The 17762-nt window shown below is 60.6% G+C and carries 17 protein-coding genes, 1 tRNA gene and 1 other RNA gene; 2 read left to right on the top strand and 17 right to left on the bottom strand.

Going from position 1 to position 17762, the window contains the following annotated elements; genetic code table 11:
* The 17 genes from nuoN to tpiA form a co-directional block, all read right to left on the bottom strand.
* Positions 1-1440, bottom strand: a complete 1440-nt coding sequence (gene nuoN, locus QZY07_RS12110; protein WP_295402848.1) for an NADH-quinone oxidoreductase subunit NuoN — start codon at positions 1438-1440, stop codon at positions 1-3.
* Positions 1441-1478: 38 nt separating this feature from the next.
* A complete protein-coding gene (locus tag QZY07_RS12115) occupies positions 1479-3074 on the bottom strand; it encodes an NADH-quinone oxidoreductase subunit M (protein WP_295402849.1) in 1596 nt (531 codons plus the stop codon).
* Positions 3075-3095: 21 nt separating this feature from the next.
* The gene (gene nuoL, locus QZY07_RS12120) at positions 3096-5102 is read right to left on the bottom strand and encodes an NADH-quinone oxidoreductase subunit L (protein WP_295402852.1); all 2007 of its coding nucleotides are present in this window, start codon (positions 5100-5102) and stop codon (positions 3096-3098) included.
* Positions 5103-5109: 7 nt separating this feature from the next.
* Entirely contained in the window at positions 5110-5415 is a 306-nt protein-coding gene (gene nuoK / locus QZY07_RS12125) for an NADH-quinone oxidoreductase subunit NuoK (RefSeq protein WP_014780145.1), read from the bottom strand.
* Entirely contained in the window at positions 5412-6071 is a 660-nt protein-coding gene (locus QZY07_RS12130) for an NADH-quinone oxidoreductase subunit J (protein ID WP_295402856.1), read from the bottom strand. The genes nuoK and QZY07_RS12130 overlap by 4 nt, the downstream gene beginning before the upstream one ends.
* Positions 6072-6269: 198 nt before the next feature.
* Positions 6270-6758, bottom strand: coding sequence for an NADH-quinone oxidoreductase subunit NuoI (nuoI, locus tag QZY07_RS12135; RefSeq protein WP_295402885.1), 489 nt, complete (start codon positions 6756-6758; stop codon positions 6270-6272).
* A gap of 17 nt (positions 6759-6775) precedes the next feature.
* Positions 6776-7810 (bottom strand): NADH-quinone oxidoreductase subunit NuoH, encoded by a 1035-nt coding sequence (gene nuoH, locus QZY07_RS12140; RefSeq protein ID WP_295402859.1) that lies wholly within the window; start codon positions 7808-7810, stop codon positions 6776-6778.
* Between the two features lie 10 nt (positions 7811-7820).
* Entirely contained in the window at positions 7821-10247 is a 2427-nt protein-coding gene (gene nuoG / locus QZY07_RS12145) for an NADH-quinone oxidoreductase subunit NuoG (protein WP_295402861.1), read from the bottom strand.
* A gap of 13 nt (positions 10248-10260) precedes the next feature.
* Complete coding sequence (nuoF, locus tag QZY07_RS12150) at positions 10261-11544, bottom strand: NADH-quinone oxidoreductase subunit NuoF (protein WP_295402864.1); 1284 nt, start codon at positions 11542-11544, stop codon at positions 10261-10263.
* Between the two features lie 4 nt (positions 11545-11548).
* Positions 11549-12076 carry an NAD(P)H-dependent oxidoreductase subunit E gene (locus QZY07_RS12155; RefSeq protein ID WP_295402865.1) on the bottom strand — a complete coding sequence of 176 codons (528 nt, stop codon included), beginning with the start codon at positions 12074-12076 and terminating at the stop codon, positions 11549-11551.
* Positions 12076-13332, bottom strand: a complete 1257-nt coding sequence (locus tag QZY07_RS12160; protein ID WP_295402868.1) for an NADH-quinone oxidoreductase subunit D — start codon at positions 13330-13332, stop codon at positions 12076-12078. Before QZY07_RS12160 ends, QZY07_RS12155 begins: the two co-directional genes overlap by 1 nt.
* Complete coding sequence (locus tag QZY07_RS12165) at positions 13325-14038, bottom strand: NADH-quinone oxidoreductase subunit C (protein WP_295402870.1); 714 nt, start codon at positions 14036-14038, stop codon at positions 13325-13327. Before QZY07_RS12165 ends, QZY07_RS12160 begins: the two co-directional genes overlap by 8 nt.
* 14 nt (positions 14039-14052) lie before the next feature.
* Positions 14053-14529, bottom strand: a complete 477-nt coding sequence (locus tag QZY07_RS12170; protein ID WP_201096037.1) for an NADH-quinone oxidoreductase subunit B — start codon at positions 14527-14529, stop codon at positions 14053-14055.
* Positions 14520-14876, bottom strand: coding sequence for an NADH-quinone oxidoreductase subunit A (locus tag QZY07_RS12175; protein ID WP_295402874.1), 357 nt, complete (start codon positions 14874-14876; stop codon positions 14520-14522). Before QZY07_RS12175 ends, QZY07_RS12170 begins: the two co-directional genes overlap by 10 nt.
* Before the next feature lie 175 nt (positions 14877-15051).
* Positions 15052-15136: transfer RNA gene (locus QZY07_RS12180), tRNA-Leu, on the bottom strand.
* A gap of 8 nt (positions 15137-15144) precedes the next feature.
* Entirely contained in the window at positions 15145-15663 is a 519-nt protein-coding gene (gene secG / locus QZY07_RS12185) for a preprotein translocase subunit SecG (protein ID WP_295402877.1), read from the bottom strand.
* A gap of 35 nt (positions 15664-15698) precedes the next feature.
* The gene (gene tpiA, locus QZY07_RS12190) at positions 15699-16463 is read right to left on the bottom strand and encodes a triose-phosphate isomerase (protein WP_295402879.1); all 765 of its coding nucleotides are present in this window, start codon (positions 16461-16463) and stop codon (positions 15699-15701) included.
* A 145-nt stretch (positions 16464-16608) separates the two neighbouring features.
* On the opposite strand from tpiA, the gene smpB reads away from it, so the two are divergent.
* Complete coding sequence (smpB, locus tag QZY07_RS12195) at positions 16609-17088, top strand: SsrA-binding protein SmpB (RefSeq protein ID WP_295402882.1); 480 nt, start codon at positions 16609-16611, stop codon at positions 17086-17088.
* A 47-nt stretch (positions 17089-17135) separates the two neighbouring features.
* Positions 17136-17490: a transfer-messenger RNA gene (gene ssrA, locus QZY07_RS12200) on the top strand.
* Positions 17491-17762 lie beyond the last annotated feature (272 nt).

A 17762-nucleotide genomic window follows, 5' to 3' on the forward strand; every position in this document is an offset into this window, starting at 1 on the left:
TCAGACAAAAGCGGCTTGGCAGAGCGATAGCAGCGCGGCTGGAAACAGACCGAGCGCAAGCAGGGCCAGGCCGTTGAGCGTCATGGCCGCCCGCACGCCACCGGTCGTGACGAGCACGGGTGCGTTTAGCGCCGGACGATCAAAATAGATAAACTTGACCACGCGCAGATAGTAAAAGGCACCGATGATGGAGAAGGCCACGGCCAACAAGGCCAGCCAGACCAGATCGAGGCGGATCACGGACTCCAGCACCAGCAGTTTGGCCATGAAGCCGACTGTCGGCGGAACCCCGGCCATGGAGAACATGATGATCGCCATCATTGCCGCGTACCAGGGATCGCGATCGTTGAGACCCTTGAGGTCGTCCAGATTCTCGGCATCGAAACCTTCGCGGCTGAGAATGAGCAGAATCCCGAAGGCGCCGGCGGCCATGACCGCATAGACGATGGCGTAGAACATGGCGGACGCATAGCCCTGGGCGGAGCCGGCGAGCAGACCGAGAAAGATGAAGCCGACATGCGAGATGGTCGAATAGGCCAGCATGCGCTTGATGTTCGTTTGCGCGATGGCGACCAGATTGCCCAGGCCCATCGAGAGGACAGCCAGGATGATCAGCATCCCCTGCCAGTCGGCCAGCAGACCCTGCAGGCCATCGGCCAGCATGCGGATTGCCAGCGCAAAGGCGGCAATCTTCGGGGCGCTACCGAGGATCAGCACGGCGGGCGTCGGCGCGCCTTCGTAGATATCCGGCACCCACATGTGAAACGGCACGGCGCCGAATTTGAAGCCGATGCCGATCACCAGGAAGACGATTCCAAACACCAGCACCTTGTTCGAGATACCCTGCTCGGCGACGGCCTGGGCCACCGGACCGAACTCGATGGAACCGGTGGCGCCATAAATCATGGAAATGCCGTAGAGCAGCATGCCGGAGCCTAGGGCGCCCAGCACGAAATATTTCATGGCGGCCTCGGCGCCCTGTTTGGAATCGCGATCGAAGGCGACCAGCGCGTAGAGACAGAGTGCCTGGAGTTCGAGCCCGAGATAGATGGTCAGGAAGCTGTTGGCCGACACCATGATCAGCATCCCGAGGACCGCCAGCAGACCGAGGACATAGAATTCCCCGACCAGCATGCCGCGATCCTTGAGCCAGGGGCGCGCATAGATAAAGGCAAACAGACTGACCAGCAGGATCGCGCCCTTGAGCAGGTCGCTCATGGCGTCCCGGACCAGATTCCCGTCGAAGAAAATCTGGCGTTCGCCACCGCCGACGGCGCCGGTCAGCGCGATCGCGACCACCAGGCCGAGCAGGCTCAGGGTGTGATTGAAGCCCTTGTCCTTTTCCTTCAGATAGAGATCGACCACGAGCACCACGCAGGCGGTGATCAGGATGGCGATCTCCGGCAGGATGGGCAGCAGATTGGCGGCGTCAAATGGCATGTGGATCTTCCAATTCTATTGAGTCATCGGTGCCGGAGTTAGTGCGTCGCCGCCACGGGCCTGCCGTTCAGCTCGGCGATCGGCGCGGGCCGCGCCAGGACGCAGTCGGCGCTCTCGGCGGCGGGCAGCTTGCAGACGCTGACCTGAGTGACCAGATTCTCCACCGTCGCATGCATGACGTTCATCAGCGGCGCGGGCCACAGACCCAGCGCCAGTACGGCGGCGGCAAGCGCGCCCAGGTTGAAGGTCTCGCGGGCGTTCAGATCCTGCAGGACCGCGACCTTGTCGTTCTTGACCTCGCCAAAGACGACCCGCTTGACCATCCAGAGGGTAAAGGCCGCCGCCAGGATCAACGTGGTCGCGGCCAGCACCGCCCACCAGAAGTCGGCGCGGAAGGTCGCCAGAATAACCATGAACTCGCCGACAAACCCGGAGGTACCCGGCAGACCCGCGTTGGACATGGCAAAAAAAACCATGAAGGCGCCGAACCAGGGCATGGTGTTGACCACGCCGCCGTAGTCGGCGATCTCGCGCGAATGGACCCGATCATAGAGCACGCCCACGCAGAGGAAGAGCGCGCCGGAGATGAAGCCGTGCGAGATCATCTGCACCATGCCGCCCTCGATCCCCATCACCGATCCGGAGGATAGCGCCGGGTTCTGGATGATGGTGAAGACGATGAAGAAACCGAGCGTCACGAAGCCCATGTGAGCGATCGACGAATAGGCGATCAGCTTCTTCATGTCCTGCTGCACCAGCGCGACGAAGCCGATGTAGAGAATAGCGATCAGCGACAGCGCAATGATCAGCCAGGCCAGCGAGGCGCTGGCGTCCGGCGTGATCGGCATCGAAAAGCGCAGGAAACCGTAACCGCCGATCTTCAGCATGATCGCCGCCAGGATCACCGAGCCGCCGGTCGGCGCCTCGACATGGGCATCCGGCAGCCAGGTATGGACCGGAAACATGGGCACCTTGACCGCGAAGGCGAGCAGGAAGGCGATGAAGATGAGGATCTGCGCGGTCATGCCGAGTTGCAGTCCCTGGAAGTCCAGGATGCTGAAACTACCGGACTGGAAATACAGGTAGATCAGCGCGACCAGCATGAAGACCGAGCCGAAGAAGGTGTAGAGGAAGAACTTGATGGTCGCGTAGACCCGGTTCGGTCCGCCCCAGACCCCGATGATGATGAACATCGGGATCAGCATCGCCTCCCAGAAGACATAGAAGAGGATGGCGTCCAGCGCCGAGAAGACACCGACCATGATGCCATTCATGATCAGGAAGGCCGCCATGTATTGCGACGGCTTGTAGGTGATGACCTCCCAGCCCGCGACGATCACGAAGATGGTGATGAAGGTCGTGAGGATGATCAGCGGCATGGAGATGCCGTCGACGCCCAGGAAATACTCGACGTTAAAGGTTGGAATCCAGGCCGAGCGTTCGACGAACTGCATCTGGGCCGTGGTCGAATCGAAACCGATCCAGAGTCCGAGGCTGACCAGGAAGGTCAGTACGGCGAAGGTCAGCCCGATCCATTTGGAGAGATTCGCGGATTTATCGCCGCTCGCCAGGACCACCACGCCGCCGATGATCGGCAGCCAGATGACCAGTGTCAGCAGGGGGAACTCATTCATTCAGGGTGTCTCCCGTGCGCGTCAGAGCGTTACGAAAAGCGTCAGCAGGCCAACCAGCCCGATGATCATCGCAATGGCGTAATGGTAGAGGAAGCCGGTTTGCAGATGGCGCGCCGATTGTGCCATGCGGGCGACCCACTGGGCCGAACCGTTAATGATCGCCCCGTCGATCACCGCCCGGTCGCCGGTCATCCAGAGCGCCCGGCCCAGGTTGCGGCTCCCTCCGGCGAAGACCCGCTGATTGAAGTCGTCGAAGCCATATTTGTCTTGAAGGATCCGGGTGACGGGTCCGCCCCATGCCTGTAACTGCTCGTCGATGCGTGGTTTGAGCGCAAAGACGCCCCACCAGATGACGGCCGCCAGCACCAACCCGGTCATGGCCAGGAAGAAGGGCAGCGCGGCGAGACCATGCTGGACGAAGGCCGCCTGACCATGCCAGTGCTCGCGCAGATGGTGCAACGTGTCGTGTTCATGAGCGACCACGATGGGGCTCCAGTCGCCCGTGGTAAACCAATCGTTCACCAGGAGCGGCTCGACGGTATACCAGCCGATGAAGACCGACGGAATCGCCAACAGGATCAGCGGAATCGTGACCACCCAGGGCGTTTCGTGCACATGATGTTTGGTGTGTTCGTCCATGCGCTCCTTGCCATGAAAGACCAGGAAATACATGCGGAAGCTGTAGAGCGCGGTGATCAGCACGCCGACGGTCAGCAGGATCGAGGCATAACCGGCGCCGAAGAGTTGCGAGGCACCCACGGCCTCGATGATCGCATCCTTGGAAAAGAAGCCCGAGAAACCGGGAAAACCGATCAGCGCCAGCGAACCCAGCAGCGCCGTCACCCAGGTGATCGGCATGTATTTGCGCAGACCGCCCATGTCACGGATATCCTGCTTGTGGTGCAGCGCGATGATCACCGAGCCCGCGGCCAGGAACAGCAGCGCCTTGAAGAAGGCATGGGTCATCAGATGGAAGATGCCCGCCGCGTAGGCCGAGGCGCCCAGCGCGGTGACCATGTACCCGAGCTGGGACAGGGTCGAATAGGCGACTACCCGCTTGATGTCGTTCTGGACCAGTCCGATCAGTCCCATGAAGAAGGCCGTGGTCGCGCCGATGATCAGCACGAAGCTGAGCGCCGCCTCGGAAAGTTCGTAGAGCGGCGACATGCGCGCCACCATGAAAACGCCGGCGGTGACCATGGTCGCGGCATGGATCAGGGCCGAGATCGGGGTCGGGCCTTCCATCGAATCCGGCAGCCAGACATGCAGCGGCACCTGGGCCGATTTGCCCATGGCGCCGATGAACAGCAGCACGCAGATCAGGGTCATCAGCGAGACGCCGCCGAAGAGCGCGACCTGCGTGTCGGCCAGTTCGGGCGCCCGCGCGAAAACCTCGGCGTAATCCATCGAATTGAAATACATCCCGACCGCGGCGATGCCGAGGATGAACCCGAAGTCGCCCACCCGATTGACCAGAAACGCCTTCATGTTGGCGAAGATGGCACTCTCGCGGGTCGACCAGAAGCCGATCAGCAGATAGGACACCAGACCCACCGCCTCCCAGCCGAAGAAGAGCTGCATGAAGTTGTTCGACATCACCAGCATCAGCATCGAGAAGGTGAAGAGCGAGATATAGCTGAAGAAACGCTGATAGCTGTTCTTGCCGGTCAATGCGCCATGCGGCCAGTTGTGCTCGTCATCGGCCATGTAACCGATGGTGTAGATGTGCACCATCAGCGAGACGAAGCTCACCGTGGCCATCATCAGGACCGTGAGCTTGTCGACCAGGAAGCCGACCTCGAAGCGGATGCCATCCGAGACCATCCAGGTATAGACAGTGTCGTTGAACACCGGCTGATCGTGCCAGATGAAGCGCGACAGCACCCAGAGCGAGAGTCCGGTGGAGATGCCCACGCCGGCGATCGTCACCGAATGCGAGGCGCGCCGCCCGATCTTGCCGCCGAGGAAACCGGCAACGATGGCGCCGAGGAGTGGCGCGAGCACAATGGTCAGGTAGACGTTTTCCATCTCTTCATCACCCCTTCAGCGAATCCAGATCCTCGACATTGATGGTCTGCCGATTGCGAAACAGCACGACCAGAATCGCCAAGCCGATGGCGGCCTCGGCAGCGGCGACGGTCAGGATGAAAAAGACGAAGACCTGTCCGGTCATGTCGCCGAGAAAATGCGCGAAGGCGACAAAGTTCATGTTGACCGCCAGCAGCATCAGCTCGATGCACATCAGGAGCAGGATGACGTTCTTACGATTCAGAAAGATCCCGGCAACGGCAATGGAGAAGAGAAAACCGCCGAGGATCAGATAGTCGGAGAGTGCGATCATTCGGTCTCTTCCTTATCCTGAGAGTGGCCGCCCGCCAAGGCTGGCATCGGAACCTGGTCTTCCGTGGCCATCTTGACGATCCGAATCCGGTCCGGTCCCTTTTTGACGCTGACCTGGCGGGAGGGGTCGATGTACTTGGTGTCGGGCCGATGACGGAGCGTCAGTCGGATGGCGGCGACAATGGCGACCAGCAGAATCACCGAGGCGATCTCGACCGGATAGAGATACACCGTATAGAGCAGCAGTCCGAGTTCGCGGGTATTGCTGACATCCGCGCCTAGTGGTGCGGGCGCTGGAAAGGCATCCAGACCGAAATTCGCCGGCCCCACGACCAGAAACATCTCGATGGCCATCACCACGGTCACCAGGGCGCCCAGCGGCAGATAGCGGATGAACCCGGCCCGCAGGGTCGCGATGTCCACATCGAGCATCATGACCACGAACAGGAACAGCACCATGACCGCGCCGACATAGACCAGGATCAGCACGATCCCCAGGAACTCGGCCTCCAGCAGGATCCAGAGCGCCGCGCTCGTCACAAAGGCCAGAACCAGGAAGAGCACCGCATGGACCGGGTTGCGCCGGGTGATCACCATCCCCGCGGCCCATAGGGTGATGAGCGCGAAGACATAAAAGAGAAATTTTTCAAAGCCCATAAACCGCGTCCAGTGTGATATGCGTAGTTGTGAGTTGGAGCAGGCTCACTTGAACCAATGAACGTCACCGCTGACGCGGTTTAAAATATTCAATTTTTTCATCTTTTTATCATCTAAACCGCGTCTGGCGCCAAGGTCCGGATGTCGCTGAGGAGTTAGTATCCACTGAAAGCATCGTGTTTCACTCCGGGACGCGGTTTAGCGGTAGGGCGCGTCGGCCGCGCGGGCTGCGGCAATCTCGGCCTCGTATTGATCCCCGATCGCGAGCAGCTTGTCCTTGGTCATGATGTTCTCGCCGCGATTCTCGAAGTGATATTCATAGATGCCGGTCTCGACAATGGAGTCGACCGGGCAGGACTCCTCGCAGAAACCGCAATAGATGCACTTGAATAGATCGATCTCATAGCGCGTGGTGCGACGCGAACCATCCTCGCGCGGCTCGCACTCGATGGTAATGGCCAGCGCCGGACAGACCGCCTCGCACAGCTTGCAGGCAATGCAGCGTTCCTCGCCGTTCGGATAGCGGCGCAGCGCGTGCAGCCCGCGGAAGCGCGGCGAGAGCGGCGCCTTCTCCTCCGGATACTGGACGGTGAATTTGCGCTTGAACAGATAGCCGCCGGTCAGGGAAAGCCCCTTGAACAGCTCGATCATGAACAGGCTCTGGAGATAGTCGCGCGCGGCTTTCAGCATCGGTTGTCTCCGGTTCAAGCGGACCACCAGGGCGGCAGTCGGTAAATCACCGCCAGCGCCACGACCAGGATCCAGACGATCGTGATCGGAATAAAGACCTTCCAACCCAGGCGCATGATCTGGTCATAGCGGTACCGGGGAAAGGTTGCCCGGAACCACAGGAAGAGGAACATGAAGAAGAAGGTCTTCAGCAGCAGCCAGTGGAATCCGTCATCCAGCAGAAAGACGCCAGCCACCCAGGACTGCGGCAGCGGCGACAGCCAGCCGCCCGCGAACAGCAGGGCGGTCAGGGCCGAGATGAGGATCATGTTGGCGTATTCGGCCAGGAAGAAGATCGCGAAGGCCATGCCCGAATATTCCACATGGAAACCGGCGACGATTTCGGACTCGCCTTCCGCCACGTCGAAGGGCGCGCGGTTGGTTTCGGCGACCCCGGAGATCACATAGACCCCAAACAGCGGCAGCAGCGGCAGCCAGAACCAGGTGAGGATGTTGCCCGACTGCGCGTTGACGATATCGCCCAGATTGAGGCTCCCGGCCGCGACCAGCACCCCGACCAGCGCGAACCCCATGGCGATCTCGTAGGCCACGATCTGGGCGGCGGAACGCATGGCACCGAGCAGCGCGTATTTGGAGTTGGAGGACCAGCCGGCGATGATGATGCCATACACCCCGAGCGAGGTGAGCGCCAGGATATAGAGCAGACCGGCGTTGATATCGGCCAGCACCAGACCTTCATCGAAGGGGAACACGGCCCAGGCGGCCAGCGCCGGGGCGATGGCGATCATGGGCGCCAGCAGAAACAGCACCTTATCGGCCTTGGTCGGGATGATGATCTCTTTCATCATCAGCTTGACGGCATCCGCGATGGGCTGCAGCCAGCCACGCCAGCCGACGCGGTTGGGACCGATGCGGACCTGGATGTAGCCGATGACCTTGCGCTCGGCATAGGTGTAATAGGCCACCAAAAGCAGCAGGGGCAGGACGATGGCGGCGATCTTGAGCAGGATCTGGATCACCAGCGGGAGTGCGTTCCAAAGTTCGATCATCGTTGCCTCGTCACTGCTCGCCAGTGGTCGACGGTTCGGTCATGCGCGCGAGGCTGATCGGGCCGATCTGATCGCCCAGCCCCGCGCTCCCCTCGACACCGGCGGGAATGCAGGCGCAACCCGGCGGCACCCGCTCGTCGATGAACACGCGCGCCAGCACCTCACGCTCGCTCACGTCGACATCGCTTGGCGCGGGCTGCTTCACCAGGACCAGATCCATGGCGGCGAGTCCCTCGCGGGCGGCCTGCTCGGGATGCAGATAGACACCGAAGGCCGATCCCGGCAGTTGCGTCTGCTGAAGGGCGGGCGCGCGCCGAACCAGCGGGTCCGTGGCATACATGGGCACGCCGCCGATGCGCGTCAGATCCGCTTGGGCAGGTTGACCCGCCACCTCGAAGTTGCCGCGTGGAGCATTGTCGAACTGGCTGTCGCCACAAAGCGCGGCGAGTTCGTCATGCACCTGAGCCCCATCGCGATAATCGAAGCCTTTCAGATCCAGCAGATTGCCGAGCACCCGCAGCACCTTCCAGCCCGGACGGGCCTCGCCCGGCGGCGGCACGACACCTTGGAAGCGCTGCCAGGTTCCACTGGCATTCACATAGGTTCCCGAGGTTTCGGCGAAGGCACCGATGGGTAGTAGCACATCGGCCGCCGTCTCCAGCGACGGCGAGCGGAAGGCCGAGCAGGCGACCACGAAATCGGCCTTGGAGCAGGCAAACATGGCGCCGGCCGGATTGCCGAGGTCGAGATCCGGCTCCAAGCCCCAAAGGACCAAGGTCTTGAGCGGAGCGGTCAACATTCCGGCAACGGACAAACCTGGCTGATCGGTCGGTTGAGCACCCGGCAGGCGATCCGGATGCGCTCCAGCCAGATAGGCGCCGACGCTGTTGGCGGAGGCTGGCAGATAGCCCAACCGGCAGTGAGCGGCATCGGCGATCGCATGGGCCAGCGCCTTGAGCAGCGAGTAATCCGGATGTGCCGCAGCGAGTGCGCCAAGCAAAATCAAGCCGATCCCCTGCTGGCCGGCCTGACTCAGACAGGCTGCGGCGGCGGTATGCTCTTCGGTCGGTTCGCTCGCCGAGATGACATCTCTCAGCACACCCGAGCCGGATACCTCCAGCGTTTTGGCGATTGCGGCCAGATCCGCGACCATCGCCGACGGCGTGCCAACGAACTGACGGGCCGGATGATTCAGATCCAACCGAACCGGATTGACGCACACCACTTGAGCGCCCGCCAGAACCGCCTTGCGGACGCGGTGCGCCAAAAGCGGCTGCTCCTGACGGAAATCGCTTCCGATCAGCAGAATGCCCTGCTGAACCTCCAGTTCCGCAATCGTCACGCCCAGCCAGGGCAGGAGCGGATCGGCCGAGTCGCCGTTGAAATCCTGCTGACGCAGACGGTGATCGAGATTCGGGCAACCCAGATCGCGCGCGATGCGCTGGGCCAGATAGAATTCTTCCAGAGTCGCATTGGGGGCCATGAGCCAGCCTATGTCGGCGGCCTCGGCGGATTTGAGCCGCTCGGCGACCAGGGTCAGCGCATCCGACCAATCGACCTCGCGCCAGACCCCATCCTGTTTGAGCATGGGAGCCGTCAGCCGGTCGTCGCCGTTGAGTCCGGCATAACTGTAGCGGTCGCGATCCGAGATCCAGGTCTCGTTGACCGCCTCGTTCTCGTTCGGGTGCACACGCATGACCCGCTGGCCGCGCACATGCAGACGCAGGTTCGAGCCGACGCCATCGTGCGGCGCGATACTGTTGGCGCCGGTTAGCTCCCAGGCGCGGGCGGTAAATCGATAGGGCTTGGAGGTCAGCGCGCCCACCGGGCACAGGTCGATGACATTACCCGAGAGTTCGTGGCTGACGGCATGGGCGACGAAGGTGCCGATCCGCATGTCCTCGCCCCGACCGGTCGCGCCCAGTTCGCGGACACCAGCGATTTCGGCGCAGAAGCGCACGCAGCGCGTACATTGAATGCAGCGCGTCATGTCGGTCGCGATCAGCGGCCCCAGGTCCTCGTCCTTGACGACCCGCTTGCGCTCGGTGAACCGGGAGACATCGTCGCCATAGCCCATGGCGACATCTTGCAACTCGCACTCGCCGCCCTGATCGCAGATCGGACAGTCCAGCGGGTGATTGATCAGCAGGAACTCCATCGTGCCCTGCTGGGCCTCGATCGCCTTCGGCGAGCGCGTCCAGACCTTCATGCCATTGCCAACCGGGGTCGCGCAGGCGGGCACCGGCTTGGGAAGGGGGCGGCCGCCCTGCTCCGCCTCGACCAGACACATCCGGCAATTCGCGGCGATGGACAGCTTTTTGTGATAGCAGAACCGGGGAATGGAGACACCGACGCGGTCGGCGACCGCGATGATCATCTCTCCCGGCGCCGCTTCGCAGGCGCGACCGTCGATCTCGATGGTGATCTTATCCGTCATGAGTGTGTCTTTCCTAAGCCGCCAGCGCGCGGCCATGCTCGATCAGATAGGCAAACTCGTGCCGATAGTGCTTGAGAAAGCTCTGCACCGGCATCGCCGCCGCATCGCCCAAGGCACAGATGGTGCGTCCGCCGATCCGACCCGCCACGCTTTCGAGCAGATCCAGATCCTCGGGGCGACCCTTGCCGTCCAGAATCCGGCTGAGTACCCGCGCGAGCCAGCCGGTCCCTTCGCGACAGGGAGTACACTGACCGCAGGACTCGTGCATATAAAAGTGCGCCAGGTTGTGCAACAGCTTGACCATGCAGGTGCCCTCGGCGATCACGATGACCGCGCCCGAACCCAGCATGGAGCCCGCCTTGGCGATGCAGTCGTAATCCATGTCGACGTCCATCATGATCTCGCCCGGCACCACCGGCACCGAGGATCCGCCCGGAATCACCGCCTTCAGCGCCCGACCGTCCAGAACGCCACCAGCAAGATCCAGCAGATCCCGGAACGGAGTTCCGAGCGGAACCTCGAAATTGTTAGGCCGGTTGACGTGGCCGCTGACCGAAAACAGCTTGGGACCGCCGTTGTTGGGACGCCCCTGCTCCAGGAACCACTGGCCGCCCTTCTCCAGGATGACCGGAACCGAGGCGAGCGTCTCGGTGTTGTTGATGGTCGTGGGCCGGCCATAGAGTCCGTATTGAGCCGGAAAGGGTGGCTTGAAGCGCGGCTGACCCTTTTTGCCCTCGATGGATTCGAGCAGTGCCGTCTCCTCGCCGCAGATGTAGGCGCCGGCGCCCAGGTGCGTGTAGAGATCGAAATCGACCCCGGAACCTTGAATGTCCTTGCCGAGCAGACCCGCCGCGTAAGCCTCCTGGATGGCGGCCTCGAAGCGTTCGATGGGCTCGTAAAATTCGCCGCGAATGTAGTTGTAGCCGACGGTCGCGCCAATGCAGTAGCCGGCGATCGCCATGCCCTCGATCAACTGATGCGGGTTGTAGCGCAGGATGTCGCGGTCCTTGCAGGTTCCCGGCTCGCCCTCGTCGGAGTTGCAGACGATGTATTTCTGACCGGGCGCGGTGCGCGGCATGAAGCTCCACTTGAGCCCGGTCGGGAAACCCGCGCCACCACGCCCGCGCAGATTCGATGCCTTGACTTCGTCGATCAACTGGTTCGGATCGAGCTTGTCGCGCAGGATCTTTTCCCACTGCGCATAGCCGCCAAGGCCTCGATAGGCGTCCAGGGTGTGACGGACATCCGCCGCGAGATGCAGGTTGCGAAAGCAGACCGTATTCTGATTCTGGACCATGATCTCACTCCAACCCGTCGATCAGCTTGTCCAGCGACTCGGGGGACAGATTCTCGTGGTAGGTCTTGTCCACCAGCACTGCCGGCGCATCGCGGCAGGCGCCCAGACACTCGACCTCCTTGAAGGTGAAGCGGCCATCCGCCGTGGTCTCGCCAGGATGCACGCCATACTTGGATTCGACGTGATGGATCAAGTCCTCGGAGCCGCGCAGCAGACAGGAAATGCTGTTGCAGACACAGACCTTGTGTTTCCCCTGGGGCTCCAGATCGTACATGCCGTAAAAGGTCGCGACCTCATAGACCGAGACCTCGGGCATGTCGAGATAAGCGGCGATATCGTCCATCAACTCGCGCGTCAGCCAGCCGCCATTGGCGTCCTGCACGAGGGTCAGGGCGGGCATCGCCGCCGATTGTTTCCAGCCGGACGGATACTTCGCGATCAGGGCGTCGATGGCCGCGCGAATCTCCGAAGTGAAGAGGGCCGATTTGTCGCGATCATGGATGACGGCGAGGGGTACATTACGAAAACTCATCAGCGGTCGATCTCCCCGAACACGATATCCAGTGTGCCAATGATCGCCACGACATCGGCCAGCATGTGCCCCCGGGACATCTCATCCAGCGCGGCCAGGTGTGGGAAGCCGGGCGCGCGCACCTTCAGACGATAGGGCTTGTTGGCACCATCGGACACGATATAACAACCGAACTCGCCCTTGGGCGCCTCGACGGCGGCGTAGACTTCGCCGGGCGGCGGACAGTAGCCCTCGGTGAAAAGTTTGAAGTGATGGATCAGGCTTTCCATGTCGTCTTTCACGGCCGCGCGCTTGGGCGGCATGACCTTGTGGTCATCGATCGCGACCGGCCCAGGATTTGCGCGCAGCCATTGCACGCATTGTTTAACAATGCGATTGGACTGACGCATCTCTTCCATGCGCACCAGATAGCGGTCGTAGCAATCGCCATTGACACCGACCGGGATATCGAAATCGACTTCGCCGTAGGCGGCATAGGGCTGTTTTTTGCGCAGATCCCATTCAACCCCGGAGCCGCGCAGCATGGGGCCGGTAAAGCCCAACTGGAGCGCGCGCTCGGGAGACACCACGCCGATCCCGACGGTGCGCTGTTTCCAGATGCGGTTATCGGTCAGCAGGGTCTCGTACTCGTCGACATGCGCGGGAAAGCGGTCGGCGAAGTCATCGATGAAATCCAGCAATGACCCATGACGAGCGTCATTCCGCTGGGCAATCGTCTTCGCGCTGTGCCATTTGGAACTGCCCTGATATTGGGGCATGCGATCTGGCAGGTCACGATAGACACCGCCCGGACGATAATAGGTCGCGTGCAGTCGTGCGCCCGAAACCGCCTCGTAGCAGTCGAGCAGATCCTCGCGCTCGCGGAAGCAGTAGAGGAAGATACTCATGGCGCCGATATCGAGCCCATGCGCGCCGAGCCACATGAGGTGATTCAGGATGCGCGTGATCTCGTCGAACAGGGTGCGGATGTATTGCGCGCGCACCGGCGCCTCGACCCCGAGCAATTTTTCGATGGCGCGCACATAACCGTGTTCATTGCACATCATGGACACGTAGTCCAGCCGATCCATATAGCCGATGCTTTGGTTATAGGGCTTGTATTCGGCCAGCTTCTCGGTGCCCCGATGCAGCAGACCGATATGCGGATCGGCGCGCTCGATGACCTCGCCATCCATCTCCAGCACCAGACGCAGCACGCCGTGAGCCGACGGGTGTTGAGGACCGAAATTCAGGGTGTAATTGCGGATCTCAGGCATGTGCCGACTCCTTGCCATCCTCGGCCTTGACGTAGCGGCTATCCTCGCGAATCACCTTCGGCACCAACACGCGAGGCGGAATGGACACCGGTTGATAGATGACGCGCCGCTGTTCGGGGTCATACCGCATCTCGACCTGTCCGCTCAGCGGAAAATCCTTGCGAAAGGGATGACCGATAAAGCCATAGTCGGTCAGGATGCGCCGCAGGTCCGGATGGCCGCGGAAGAGAATCCCGTAGAGATCAAATGCCTCGCGCTCGAACCAATTGGCCGTAGCCCAGACCGAAATCACCGAGTCCACCATGGGCCGGTCGCCACCAGCATAGACGCGCAGACGCAGACGACGATTGTGCGCCAGCGAGAGGAAATGGTAGACCACGGCAAAGCGCTTCGGATCGTCGACCGCCAGGTCAAAATCGCGGTCCACGCCCCGCCCGAAGCCGGTATTCGACGCCTCCTCGGTCTCCCACTCGGACTGGCCGAAGGCCGCGTAATCCACACCGCAGAGGTCGATCAATTGCTCGAAGCGAAAATCCGCATGATCGCGCAGAATCCAGGCGACCTCCAGCAGACGATCCACCGGAACGATCAGGGTCAACTCGCCGAATTCATCGAGCAGATCGCAGCCAAATCCCGCGAAGCGTTCGCGAACGTTGGCGGCAAGCGCATCGAGCCTGGCATTGCGGGTCAGGGAATATGTAGCCATGTGATCTGAAATACTCAGCGGGCAATGGTATTCGTGCGGCGAATTTTATTCTGGAGTTGCAGAATGCCGTAGAGCAGCGCCTCCGCCGTGGGTGGACAACCCGGCACATAGACATCGACCGGCACGATCCGGTCGCAGCCACGCACGACCGCATAGGAATAGTGGTAATAGCCACCGCCGTTGGCGCAGGAACCCATGGAGATTACCCAGCGCGGTTCAGCCATCTGATCGTAGACTTTACGTAGAGCAGGGGCCATTTTATTGACCAAGGTTCCGGCGACGATCATCACATCCGATTGGCGTGGACTCGGGCGAAAAACGATACCGAAGCGGTCCAGGTCATAACGCGCGGCGCCGGCGTGCATCATCTCGACGGCGCAACAGGCCAGACCGAAGGTCATGGGCCAGAGCGAACCGGTGCGCGCCCAGTTGATCAGCTTGTCGGCGGTCGTGGTAACGACGCCTTCTTCAAGGATGCCTTCTATTCCCATTCCAGCGCCCCCTTCTTCCACTCGTAGAGAAAGCCAACGACCAGGATGCCAAGGAAGACCGCCATCACCCAGAAGGCAAGGATTCCGAGATCGCCGATCACGACGGCCCAGGGAAAGAGAAAGGCGATTTCCAGATCGAACACGATGAACAGGATCGCCACTAGATAAAAGCGCACATCAAACTTGAGACGGGCGGTCTCGAATGCTTCAAAGCCACATTCATAGGGGGCGTCCTTATCCTTGTCTGGCCGACGCGGACCGAGCAAGTAACCAAGTACGAGCGGACCGACGCCTACCAGAATCCCGACGAGGATGAAGATCAGGATCGGAAGATAGTTCTCAAGCACTGTCCCCTCACTGTCATTATTTTTATGCTTCTAGGCGATGTGGGAGTCTAGTGCAGCCGTTGTTTATATGTCAACCCAAAGATCAATCAAAAACATTAAGTTTTTCAAGCCTTTGGACTGCTTTGTTACCAAAAAAAACGGCATGCCGCGTAGGCGACATGCCGTTTTTTGCGATTGGTGCCGACGGCCAGACTCGAACTGGCACGGCTTACGCCACTACCCCCTCAAGATAGCGTGTCTACCAATTTCACCACGTCGGCAAGATAAATCATTTACTCGTTTCGTCATTCGAAGCGGGAGTTACGTCCGCTGCTGGCGATGAATCAACCCCGTCATTCGCTCTCTCTGAAGGCAATCCGCCCTGAATTTCGGGAACTGTCTCAACCGCGCCGGGCAATGCGGGTACATCGGTCGCGGTATCGCTCTTGATCGATCCAGAATCATCGGGAATCGCCGGGATGTCGGATACCGGAGCCTGATTCGGTTCGATCACCTTGGGAGACCCATCGATGATCGCGGTATCGCCAAGGTTGTCCATCAAGCCGGCGGGCTCGTTACCCTGAGTGGCATAATACGCCAGCGCCATACTCGTCAGGAAGAACAGGGTCGCTACGATAGCAGTGATTCGCGTCAAAAACGAGCCCGAACCCTGGGATCCAAAAACCGTCTGAGAGGCCCCGCTCCCGAAGGCAGCGCCAGCATCCGCCCCTTTTCCATGCTGAATCAGCACCAGACCGATCAGTCCGAGCGACAAAAAGACTTGAGCAACTGTCAAAATGGTTTGCATGCGCTACTCTTCGTTGGAAACTCAGCGGTCGAGTCTCAACCCGCCACCAGATCGCCAGCCTGACAGATCGCCAGAAAATCGGCGGCGACCAGGGAAGCTCCACCGATCAGACCCCCATCGATATCGGGTTGCGACAGAAGGTCGCGGGCATTCGCGGCTTTCATGCTGCCGCCGTAGAGAATCCGAATCTTCTCGGCAATCGTTTGACTGCGCTCCGCGATACGCTGACGTATGAATGCATGCACGTCCTGCGCCTGCTCGGGCGACGCCGTCATCCCCGTGCCAATCGCCCAGACCGGCTCATAGGCAATCTCGGCCTGATCGAACGCATCGATCCCAATTCGACCGATAACGCCTTCGAGTTGACCGGCAATCACGTCTTCCGTCAGTCCCTGCTCACGCTGCTGTAGGGTTTCGCCCACGCAGAGAATGGGGATCATACCCTGACTCGCGCAGGCGGTCAGCTTTTCCGCGATGATCGCGTCCGTCTCGCCGTAATATTCGCGGCGCTCGGAATGACCGCAGATGACATAGCGACAACCGAATTCAGCCAGCATGGCGGCGGACACTTCACCCGTGTAGGCGCCGACATCCTTGGTGCAGACATTTTGCGCGCCGAGTTTCACTGACGTGCCCGAAAGCAACTGCTGGCCGAGAGACAGAAATGGAAACGGCGGGCAAACCACGATTTCCGTTTTGGAAATCGTCAACGCGCCCGCGATCAGCCCAGACAACAGCGCTTCGGCGCTCGTCTTGGTGCCGTTCATTTTCCAGTTTCCCGCGATCAATGGCTGGCGCATAACGGATCTCCATAAAGTGAGCCAGCGATCATAGCCATTTTTTGGCGGATTTCAAGTGTAAGTTTGGCAGCGGGGTGTGAATCCAGGCAACATACAGCCAAGAGAACCATTTATACCCCCGGCATCTTTCCTTTAAACTGACGACATGACAAACGCTAAAAAAAGCAAGACCCCCGGCACCGCGACCATCGCTCTCAACAAGAAGGCGGGCCACGATTTTTTCATCGAGCAGCGCATCGAGACCGGCATGGTCCTTGAGGGTTGGGAGGTCAAGAGCCTGCGCGCGGGGCGGATCCAGCTCAAGGAAAGCTACGTCAAGATCCTGCACGGCGAGGGCTTTCTCATCGGCTCCCACATCTCCGCCCTAGCCGCCGCCTCCACCCACGTCAACCCGGACCCCACGCGCAGCCGTAAGCTGCTGCTCAAGCGCGCCGAACTGAACCGCCTGATCGGCCTGATCGAACGCGCCGGATACACCCTGGTGCCCACCGCGATGTACTGGAAACGCGGTCGGGCCAAGCTCGAAATCGGCCTCGCCAAGGGCAAAAAACAGCACGACAAGCGCTCGACCGAGAAGGATCGCGACTGGCAGCGCGACAAGGAGCGATTGTTCAAGACCGGCTGAACTTGCCACGGAACCAAAGCACGCCTATAGTGACCAATCGATCACCTGGGGGCGACATGGCTTCGACGTGGGTCGCAAAACCTAAGGTGCATGCCGAGGCGCGGTTACCTCGTAAATCCATCCGCAAACTTATAGTTGCCAACGACGACAACTACGCTCTCGCTGCTTAACCCAGCGAGCCTCTGACCGTTTCTCGCCTGTGGGCGACGGGTTCCAGGGGTAAAATTACACAGGATCGTGGAGACGGGCGTCCGGACCTGATCCACTAAAACTCACGGAATCGCCGACTCATCGCCCTGCCCCTCGGGCGTGGGAAGGTTAAAAACAATAGAACGGGCTAAGCATGTAGAACCAAGGGCAGAGGGCTTGCGGACGCGGGTTCGATTCCCGCCGCCTCCACCATTTCAGCATCCGCGACCATCCGTAGACGTTCGAGAACCCGCCTAAGTGCGGGTTTTTTATTGCAGGAGAGCGGATCATCCGCCGCTTGTGCGCGGTATTTTAGTAGGGGCAATTTCATTCGCCCCGTCGGCGGCACGGATTCAGGCGAATTTCGAGGAGTTGGGGTAGCAAGCCTTTTTCGGGGGTAACTTTAGAGGGTGACTCCAGCGAATGCTTTACGAGAAACTCTTTTTAGACAATCGGTTATACGTTCGATTCGGCAGATTCCGCCC

Source organism: uncultured Thiocystis sp. (assembly GCF_903866365.1).
In the GTDB taxonomy this organism is placed as follows: domain Bacteria; phylum Pseudomonadota; class Gammaproteobacteria; order Chromatiales; family Chromatiaceae; genus Chromatium.

Bases quoted from the DNA above. Each gene is read 5' to 3' on its own strand.
- QZY07_RS12165 (WP_295402870.1), bottom strand. From the start codon at position 14,038: ATGGCTACATATTCCCTGACCCGCAATGCCAGGCTCGATGCGCTTGCC.
- tpiA (WP_295402879.1), bottom strand. From the start codon at position 16,463: ATGCGCCAGCCATTGATCGCGGGAAACTGGAAAATGAACGGCACCAAG.
- nuoF (WP_295402864.1), bottom strand. From the start codon at position 11,544: ATGGTCCAGAATCAGAATACGGTCTGCTTTCGCAACCTGCATCTCGCG.
- QZY07_RS12170 (WP_201096037.1), bottom strand. From the start codon at position 14,529: ATGGGAATAGAAGGCATCCTTGAAGAAGGCGTCGTTACCACGACCGCC.
- nuoL (WP_295402852.1), bottom strand. From the start codon at position 5,102: ATGGAAAACGTCTACCTGACCATTGTGCTCGCGCCACTCCTCGGCGCC.
- QZY07_RS12115 (WP_295402849.1), bottom strand. From the start codon at position 3,074: ATGAATGAGTTCCCCCTGCTGACACTGGTCATCTGGCTGCCGATCATC.
- QZY07_RS12160 (WP_295402868.1), bottom strand. From the start codon at position 13,332: ATGCCTGAGATCCGCAATTACACCCTGAATTTCGGTCCTCAACACCCG.
- smpB (WP_295402882.1), top strand. From the start codon at position 16,609: ATGACAAACGCTAAAAAAAGCAAGACCCCCGGCACCGCGACCATCGCT.
- nuoH (WP_295402859.1), bottom strand. From the start codon at position 7,810: ATGATCGAACTTTGGAACGCACTCCCGCTGGTGATCCAGATCCTGCTC.
- secG (WP_295402877.1), bottom strand. From the start codon at position 15,663: ATGCAAACCATTTTGACAGTTGCTCAAGTCTTTTTGTCGCTCGGACTG.
- nuoK (WP_014780145.1), bottom strand. From the start codon at position 5,415: ATGATCGCACTCTCCGACTATCTGATCCTCGGCGGTTTTCTCTTCTCC.
- QZY07_RS12130 (WP_295402856.1), bottom strand. From the start codon at position 6,071: ATGGGCTTTGAAAAATTTCTCTTTTATGTCTTCGCGCTCATCACCCTA.
- nuoG (WP_295402861.1), bottom strand. From the start codon at position 10,247: ATGACGGATAAGATCACCATCGAGATCGACGGTCGCGCCTGCGAAGCG.
- QZY07_RS12155 (WP_295402865.1), bottom strand. From the start codon at position 12,076: ATGAGTTTTCGTAATGTACCCCTCGCCGTCATCCATGATCGCGACAAA.
- nuoN (WP_295402848.1), bottom strand. From the start codon at position 1,440: ATGCCATTTGACGCCGCCAATCTGCTGCCCATCCTGCCGGAGATCGCC.